This is a genomic window from Flaviflexus sp. (assembly GCF_041440645.1).
Classification (GTDB): domain Bacteria; phylum Actinomycetota; class Actinomycetes; order Actinomycetales; family Actinomycetaceae; genus Flaviflexus.
The window spans coordinates 1-7792 of record NZ_JASDVN010000055.1; the positions used below are offsets into that span (position 1 = coordinate 1).

General features: G+C 62.1%; 9 protein-coding genes. All 9 read right to left on the reverse strand.

Annotation, left to right across the window (positions count from 1 at the left end; translation table 11 throughout):
• Nucleotides 1-453: 453 nt before the first annotated feature.
• Complete coding sequence (gene tsaD / locus QMB98_RS08135) at nt 454-1497, reverse strand: tRNA (adenosine(37)-N6)-threonylcarbamoyltransferase complex transferase subunit TsaD (RefSeq protein ID WP_371685209.1); 1044 nt, start codon at nt 1495-1497, stop codon at nt 454-456.
• A 164-nt stretch (nt 1498-1661) separates the two neighbouring features.
• Complete coding sequence (locus tag QMB98_RS08140) at nt 1662-2396, reverse strand: succinate dehydrogenase/fumarate reductase iron-sulfur subunit (protein WP_371685210.1); 735 nt, start codon at nt 2394-2396, stop codon at nt 1662-1664.
• On the reverse strand, nt 2393-4357 hold the full coding sequence (locus QMB98_RS08145; RefSeq protein ID WP_371685211.1) for a fumarate reductase/succinate dehydrogenase flavoprotein subunit: 1965 nt from the start codon (nt 4355-4357) through the stop codon (nt 2393-2395). Before QMB98_RS08145 ends, QMB98_RS08140 begins: the two co-directional genes overlap by 4 nt.
• Before the next feature lie 14 nt (nt 4358-4371).
• Nucleotides 4372-5094: a succinate dehydrogenase cytochrome b subunit gene (locus QMB98_RS08150; RefSeq protein ID WP_371685212.1), complete on the reverse strand. Its 723-nt coding sequence runs from the start codon at nt 5092-5094 to the stop codon at nt 4372-4374.
• Between the two features lie 184 nt (nt 5095-5278).
• Complete coding sequence (locus tag QMB98_RS08155) at nt 5279-5755, reverse strand: GNAT family N-acetyltransferase (protein ID WP_371685213.1); 477 nt, start codon at nt 5753-5755, stop codon at nt 5279-5281.
• Nucleotides 5752-6384 carry a tRNA (adenosine(37)-N6)-threonylcarbamoyltransferase complex dimerization subunit type 1 TsaB gene (tsaB, locus tag QMB98_RS08160; RefSeq protein WP_371685214.1) on the reverse strand — a complete coding sequence of 211 codons (633 nt, stop codon included), beginning with the start codon at nt 6382-6384 and terminating at the stop codon, nt 5752-5754. The genes QMB98_RS08155 and tsaB overlap by 4 nt, the downstream gene beginning before the upstream one ends.
• Complete coding sequence (locus QMB98_RS08165; protein ID WP_371685215.1) at nt 6365-7117, reverse strand: hypothetical protein; 753 nt, start codon at nt 7115-7117, stop codon at nt 6365-6367. Before QMB98_RS08165 ends, tsaB begins: the two co-directional genes overlap by 20 nt.
• Entirely contained in the window at nt 7117-7605 is a 489-nt protein-coding gene (gene tsaE / locus QMB98_RS08170; RefSeq protein WP_371685217.1) for a tRNA (adenosine(37)-N6)-threonylcarbamoyltransferase complex ATPase subunit type 1 TsaE, read from the reverse strand. Before tsaE ends, QMB98_RS08165 begins: the two co-directional genes overlap by 1 nt.
• Before the next feature lie 12 nt (nt 7606-7617).
• Nucleotides 7618-7791 (reverse strand): alanine racemase C-terminal domain-containing protein, encoded by a 174-nt coding sequence (locus tag QMB98_RS08175; RefSeq protein WP_371685283.1) that lies wholly within the window; start codon nt 7789-7791, stop codon nt 7618-7620.
• Nucleotide 7792: the final 1 nt, after the last annotated feature.

Here is a 7792-nt window from a genome sequence, read left to right on the forward strand (position 1 = left end):
GTTTCATGCCACGACGCGCAAAACGCCCGCTACACACTCAATTATGAAGAGCCCTGAAACTCACAGGGGACGCGAGCGCCACCATCATCCTCACTCCCCTGCTTCACGGGAGGCACGCGATCCTCGCGACCAGGATCTAGAAGGCAGCCCTGTGTGGAGAGTGAACAGGTCGGCAGTAGTCGCAGGGACCGCTGAACCTGAGCGCTGAGTGATTGACGGACCCGGAATGTGGGAACCGAGAGACTGACCGACCCCGGAGCATCGACAGGCTCGGAAGTACAGTGGGCACCCTGGGGAAAAGAACATCGTTGGCTCGACTCTCGGCGGAGCTAACGTCAGCTCTTTGTCCTTGGACCTTCCATAGAACGTGCGGGTGTTTCAATGAACCCGCGGATTGCGATGCTCGAGTGAAACACGAGAGAACACCGGATCCTCTGGCCGGGCCGCCATTACCTATGCTCGGATGAGGTTCATGGGGATGCCGGTGTCGACCGTGATGTCGAGGGCCGAAGGAGCAACCCCGGCTCGGACGAGCGCCGATCCAAGGGCGGCGATCATGGCGCCGTTGTCCGTACAGTAGCGGATGGGAGGGATCCGGACGGTGATGCCGGCCTTCTCTGCCCGTTCGGCAACCAGCTCGCGCAGGCGGGAGTTCGCGGAGAACCCACCGCCGATGACGAGTGTGTCGGTTCCCTGCGTCTGGCAGGCCGCAATGGCCTTGGAGGAGAGCACGTCGGCGACGGACTCGGAGAATCCTGCCGCAATGTCGGCCGTGGGCACTTCGGAACCGGACTCTTCGAGGCCCTCGATGTAGCGGGCGACAGCGGTCTTGAGACCAGAGAAGGAGAAATCGTACTGGTGCTTCTCCTTGTGGCGACCGCCGACGAGGCCACGGGGGAACCGGATCGCGGTGCGGTCGCCTTCCTTGGAGAGGCGGTCGATGTGGGGGCCACCCGGGTAGGGCAGGCCAAGGAGTCGGCCGACCTTGTCGAAGGCCTCTCCCGCAGCGTCGTCCAGGGTGGATCCAAGTTCCTCAACGTCGGTTGCGATGTTGCCGATGCGGAGGAGAGAGGAGTGCCCGCCGGAGACGACGAGACCAACCGAGTTCTCGGGAATCGGGCCGTTGACGAGCTCATCGACGGCGATGTGCCCAATGATGTGGTTGACGCCGTAGAGCGGCTTGTTCAGAGCAAGGGCAAGTGCCTTCGCGGCGGACACGCCAACGGTCAGGGAACCAACGAGACCGGGGCCGGCCGTGACCGCGATGGCGTCGACCTCGGAGAGCTCAACTCCGGCCTTCTCGAGGGTTGCGTCGAGGGTCGGGATGAAGGATTCGAGGTGGGCTCGGGAGGCGATCTCGGGGATGATGCCGCCGTAGCGGGCGTACTCATCCATCGACGTTGCAGTCACGTCCGTAAGAAGTTCGTATCCTCGCACGAGAGCGATACCGGTCTCGTCACAAGAGGTTTCAATACCAAGAATCAAGGGTTCAGCCACGAGTAGTCAGTCTAGTCCAAAGGAAAGCGACGGCCTAGAGGCCGCCGCTTTCCTTGATTCAACTAACAGTGTGGCAGTGCGGACGCGGTGCGTTCGTCACGACCGCGGTCCCGCCTACCCTCCGGCTCAGGAAAACACCTGAACCGTGTGAGGTTGTTCCGTGCCTACTTGGAGACGCCCCTGCGGAGGTCCTTGTTCAACATGGAAATGAACTCGATCGGGATGCCCTTCGGGCAGGCCGCCTGGCATTCACCGATGTTCGTGCATCCACCAAAGCCCTCAGCATCGTGCTGGCGGACCATGTTGAGTGCGCGTTCGGCGCGTTCGGGCTGGCCCTGCGGGAGCAGACCCAGGTGAACGACCTTGGCGGAGGTGAAGAGCATGCCGGAGCCGTTGGGGCAGGCCGCCACGCAGGCGCCGCAGCCGATGCATGCGGCGGCCTCGAAGGCGAGGTCGGCGTTTGCCTTGGGGACGGGCTGTGCGTGAGCATCCGGGGCAGCACCCGTGTTGACGGAAATGTATCCGCCGGCCTGGATGATGCGGTCGAATGCGGAGCGGTCAACAACGAGGTCCTTGAGAACAGGGAACGCTGTCGAACGCCACGGCTCGATCGTGATCTTGTCGCCGTCCTTGAAGCTACGCATGTGGAGCTGGCAGGTGGTGGTCACCTCGGGTCCGTGCGGGTCGCCGTTGATGACGAGACCACACTGGCCACAGATGCCTTCGCGGCAGTCCGAGTCGAACGCAACCGGTTCGACTCCCTCAGCGAAGAGCTCTTCGTTGAGGACATCCAACATTTCAAGGAAGGATGAGTGTTCGTCGACCTCAACCTGACGGGTCTCAAAGTGACCTGCGTCGGTGGGGCCGTTCTGACGCCAATATTCGAGTGTAATTCTCACTTGTAGCTCCGCTGCTTCATCTCGACAAATTCGTACACGAGGTCTTCCTTGTGAAGTGTAGGCGGCTGGTTCTCGCCACCCCACTCCCACGCTCCGACGTACGCGAATTCGTCATCGTGGCGGAGGGCCTCGCCCTCCTCGGTGCGTGACTCTGCACGGAAGTGCCCGCCACAGGATTCCCTGCGGTGGAGGGCATCAATGCACATGAGTTCACCTAGTTCGAGGAAGTCGGCGACGCGGCCGGCCTTCTCGAGAGACTGGTTGAGGTCCGCTGCGCTGCCGGGAACCTTGACGTTCTTCCAGAATTCTTCACGCAGGGCGCGGATCTCGACGATCGCTTCCTTGAGTCCCTCTTCGGTGCGCTCCATACCGCACTTTTCCCACATGATGTGTCCCAGTTCCTTGTGGAAGGAGTCGACCGAACGGTTGCCGTTGATGGTCATGAAGGTGTTGACCCGGTCCTCGACGCTCTTGCGAGCTTCGGCGACCTCGGGGGTGTTCGAGACGTCCTCGAAGGGTGCGCCAGCCAGGTAGTCGTTGATCGTGTTCGGGAGAACGAAGTAGCCGTCGGCCAGGCCCTGCATGAGAGCCGAAGCACCGAGGCGGTTCGCGCCGTGGTCGGAGAAGTTGGCTTCGCCGGTCACGAACAGACCCGAGATCGTGGACTGGAGGTCGTAGTCGACCCAGAGGCCACCCATCGTGTAGTGGACCGCGGGATAGATGCGCATCGGCACCTCGTACGGGTTCTCACCCGTGATCCGCTGGTACATGTCGAACAGGTTGCCGTACTTGGCGGAGACAGCGTCCTTGCCGAGGCGGCCAATGGCCTCCGCGAAGTCGAGGTACACGCCGCGTGCCTCACCGTCGATCTTCGGGCCAACGCCGCGTCCCTCGTCGCACATGTTCTTTGCCTGACGGGAGGCGATGTCGCGGGGAACGAGGTTACCGAAGGCCGGGTAGATGCGCTCCAGGTAGTAGTCGCGATCCTCTTCGGGGATCTGACGGGGATCCTTCTCGCAGTCTTCCTTCTTCTTCGGAACCCAGATGCGACCGTCGTTACGTAGCGACTCGGACATGAGGGTGAGCTTCGACTGGTATTCGCCTGCCTGCGGGATGCAGGTGGGGTGAATTTGCGTGTAGCAGGGGTTCGCGAAGTAGGCGCCCTTGCGGTGCGCGCGCCAGATAGCGGAGGCGTTGCAGCCCATCGCGTTGGTCGACAGGAAGAACACGTTGCCGTAGCCGCCGGTTCCGAGCACAACGGCGTCACCTAGGTGGGTTTCGATCTTGCCGGTCACCATGTCGCGGGTGACGATGCCACGGGCCTTGCCGTCAACAACGATGAGCTCCACCATCTCGTGGCGTGAGTAGTTGGTGACGGTTCCGGCCGCGACCTGACGCTCGAGGGCCTGGTAGGCGCCAATCAGGAGCTGCTGGCCTGTCTGGCCACGGGCGTAGAACGTACGGGACACCTGGACGCCACCGAAGGAACGGTTGTCGAGGAGGCCGCCGTACTCGCGTGCAAAGGGAACGCCCTGGGCGACGCACTGGTCGATGATGGCTTCGGACACCTCGGCGAGGCGGTACACGTTCGATTCGCGCGCACGGTAGTCGCCGCCCTTGACCGTGTCGTAGAACAGGCGGAAGGTCGAGTCGTTGTCGTTGCGGTAGTTCTTGGCCGCGTTGATGCCGCCCTGGGCGGCAATCGAGTGAGCCCTACGTGCCGAGTCCTGGTAGTAGAAGGCGCTGACCTTGTAGCCCATCTCGCCCAGCGATGCCGCAGCGGATGCCCCAGCAAGACCGGTGCCCACCATGATGATGTGCATCTTGCGGCGGTTCGTCGGGTTGACGAGCTTGGCGTCAAACTTGCGCTTCTCCCACTTGGCCTCGAGGGGGCCGGCAGGAGCCTTGGTGTCCGCGATCGGTTCGCCCTCGCGGTAGAGGCCGTCAATAAGTTCAGTCATGTCACTGTTTCCAATCACGGGATGATTCCGAGGATGATCGCGGTCGGGGGCGCCATGAAGCCGATGAAGATCACGGCGGCGATGGCGATCGCGATGCCGTTGAAGACCGGCTCACGGTAGCGGTTCGACCAACCAAGCGTCTGCAACGCCGACCACGCACCGTGGCGGATGTGCATGCACAGCGCGCCGATTGCTACGAAGTAGATCGCGTAGCCCCACCACACCTCGGGCTGGAAGCCCGCGATCATGCGGTCGTAGGGGGTGAGTGCCGAGTAGTCATCAGCACCAACGGAAATGGACAGGGTCGTGAATTGCAGAATGTGCCAAACAATGAAGAGGAGCAGGATGATGCCGCCCCAGCGCATCGTCCTTGATGCATAGGTTTGCTGGTTCTTTTTGCCGCGCTTAACCTTGTACGCATTCGGACCGCGAGCGGCCTTGCCACGCCGCCACAACACGATCGCTGCGTGTGCATGAAGGATCAATGCCGCAAGCAGGACGATCCGGAGAATCCAGAGCACGCCCTCGTGCGGAACGAGCGGATAGCCAACGTCACGCAGGAACTGCGCGTAACCGTTGTATGCATCCGGCCCATTGAACATTTTCAAGTTGCCGTACATGTGAACGAGAACAAAGAGCACAAAGATGAGCCCGCTGACCGCCATCTGGATCTTGAGACCCACGGAGGTTGACAGCTTTCCTACCTTCTTTGGCGCTGTCGAAGTTGAGGTTGCCATAATCACATCGTAGCCCTCAACACCCTCCCGATTTACGACATTAGGCCTAGCCCGACCCCGAAACTGCGGACTTGACCATCATGTGCACCAAAACCAGTGCACCAAAATTCACGAAACCGCACAAAACGGGACAATATTTCATCACAAATGCTACAAAACGGAGGGTCGGAATGTGATTCAGATTTTACGAGAGACTTGGCTTTCCTAATTCTTTACGCATGACGACAGCGTCATCATCGCGGTAATAGCGACGCCTTCTGCCCACCTCGACGAAACCCAAACCCTCGTACAGGGCTCGTGCCCCATCGTCGCTTGCGCGGACCTCAAGGAAGCACGCTTCTGCGCCTTCTGCGCTCTCAAGCAGCGCCGTGATGATGTGGGATGCGAGGCCCTCTCGCCTGCGCGAGGGCCGGACCGAGATCGTCAGCAACTCCGCCTCGATCCCCAGTCCGAGCATGCCTGCGGCATCGAGCTTCCTTGTGGCAGGGGTAATCGAACGCGGCTCGTTGCTCTCAGGCAATTCGGCGTCGACACCGATCGCAACGATCCGGTCGGATGCTAGCTGGTCCTCGATGACTCCCGGCGGCCAGGCTTCGTGCCCGAAGATGTCGGCGTCCAACTCCGCGAACGCCCGAGCATCCCCCACCCCGAGTCTTCTCATGCTCCGTGGATGTCGGGCCTGCGCAGGTACTGGGGTTCGGTTCCGAGGTCGAGTTCCTCGCCCTGCTGGACGCGCGTGAGGCGCGCCTGCGCAAGACGCACCATGACGAGCGGGTCGATGGCCTGGTCGAATCCGGGGAGCAGGTCGGCGTAGAGGGCGGCACCCGGGCCAACGAACGTGGCGTTCGGGTAGCGTTCCGCGAGCGCGGCCGGTGCCAGCACGTCCGGTCCCCACGGGATTTCGATGTCATCGGCTCCCAGTGCCGTGACCTCCTGGGCGTACACTTCCTTGCGCCTCGCGTCACCTACTGCGACGACGGGGCCATCCCCTGAGTGCTGGTCGAGTCCGGAGCGGCCGAGGATGTCGAGGGAACCCACACCGATCAGTGGGATGTTCCAGGCGCGAGCAAGGACGCGTGCGGTTACGAGACCGGCGCGCAGGCCGGTAAACGCAGCCGGGCCGGTGCCGGCCACGATCCTGTCGGGAATACGGTCGCCCACGAGTTCGTGAACGAGAGGGGCGAGGGTCTCCGCGTGGTGGCGAGCATCGGGGCTGGTGCGAACCTCCGCGCCTTCTTCGACGAGAGCGATGACAGATACGGTGGATGTATCAATCGTCAGCGTTAACACGGTTGCCTCCTCGGCGATAGATTCGGACCCTGCGAACATGGTCGTGAAGGACCTCGGTGTGCTGGGGTCCGTGGGGTGAGTGGCGGAGCCAGGTGAAGATGAGGGTGAGGGCGAGAACGACAGCGAGAACGACGCCGGCGAATGCGACAGCGCGATAGTTTCGACCGCCCTCGTCGCCACCAACGATCGGTCCCTCGTCTGCCAGCGATTGCCGCCATTCTAAGAACGAGTCGACCGAGGTTGCGCCAGCCAGGTATTCGAGAGCCTCAGTGTTGGCGGGAATGACGTCATCGCCGCGGATGATGAAATACGTGTCGTAGTCGGGATCGATGAGGAGCATGTCGCCCTCTGCGATGGTTGTCAGTCTCGTGGCCAGATAGTCGTCGGCAACGACACTGCCTTCCCCGGAACCATCGTCGCTCTCGTGGTACGTGAGGGCGCCAATCGGAGTGTCGCCGGAGCTGACCGGGGCCGCGAAGTACTCGGGTGTCGCGTCGGTGTTGCGCGGGTCGGCCGAGTTCTCCGGTACCATCACGGCAGCGACGGGATCCCCGATATCGAGATTGTCCAGTTGTTCCGCGGTCAGGTCAGGGAAGGTGCTTCCCGCGAAGGATTGGAGGGTGGCTTCACCATCGGTCTCGTACCAGTCGCTTGCCGTGCTCGTCACCGCGTAGGCCTGAACTCCGATGAGGAGGAACAGGCCTGCAAGAAGAACAGCAACGAGGTGACGCACTAGGATCCGAGAGCTTCCACGATCGCTTGAGAGCGGGGTCCGGTTCCTGTGATGTGGAGGGTCCTCGGAGCGTCGTCGAGAAGATCCTCGGGCTCCTCACCTTCGGACGCCCCCGTGGTGCGCACGATGTCGATCTCGAGCCTGTCGTTCGAGAGGGCATCTGTCTTTCCCCTGCCCCATTCGACCACCGTGACCGATTCCTCGAGGGAGGTGTCAAGGTCGAGAGCATCGACGTCCTCGAGGCTCTCGAGGCGGTAGGCGTCGACATGGACGAGATCAGGATTGCCGCGGTGCACGTGGGAGATCACGAACGTGGGTGAGGTGACTCGTCCCTGCACGCCAAGGCCCGCGGCGAGTCCCTGAACGAAAGTGGTCTTGCCTGCCCCGAGGGGCCCTGACAGCATGATGAGGGAACCTGCCTCGACGTGCTTCGCGATCCGTTCACCGTGGCGCCGCATGTCATCGGCGCTCTGTGCAATAAGTTCCATGCCGACCTCCTGTCAGTGCCCTACTTTACCCCGATATCTCCTGGGCACGTGCCTGCCCAGGCGGGTTGTGATTTCGTAGCCAATCGTGCCGGCCGCAATCGCCCAATCATCTGCCGTGGGGCCGCCCCGACCGTAGAAGATCACCTCGTCACCGATGCCGGCATTCTCGGGCAGCTCGATGACCACC

Excerpts from the sequence above, each read along its gene's own strand:
- QMB98_RS08155 (WP_371685213.1), bottom strand. The coding sequence starts at position 5,755 with ATGAGAAGACTCGGGGTGGGGGATGCTCGGGCGTTCGCGGAGTTGGAC.
- tsaE (WP_371685217.1), bottom strand. The coding sequence starts at position 7,605 with ATGGAACTTATTGCACAGAGCGCCGATGACATGCGGCGCCACGGTGAA.
- QMB98_RS08150 (WP_371685212.1), bottom strand. The coding sequence starts at position 5,094 with ATGGCAACCTCAACTTCGACAGCGCCAAAGAAGGTAGGAAAGCTGTCA.
- QMB98_RS08145 (WP_371685211.1), bottom strand. The coding sequence starts at position 4,357 with ATGACTGAACTTATTGACGGCCTCTACCGCGAGGGCGAACCGATCGCG.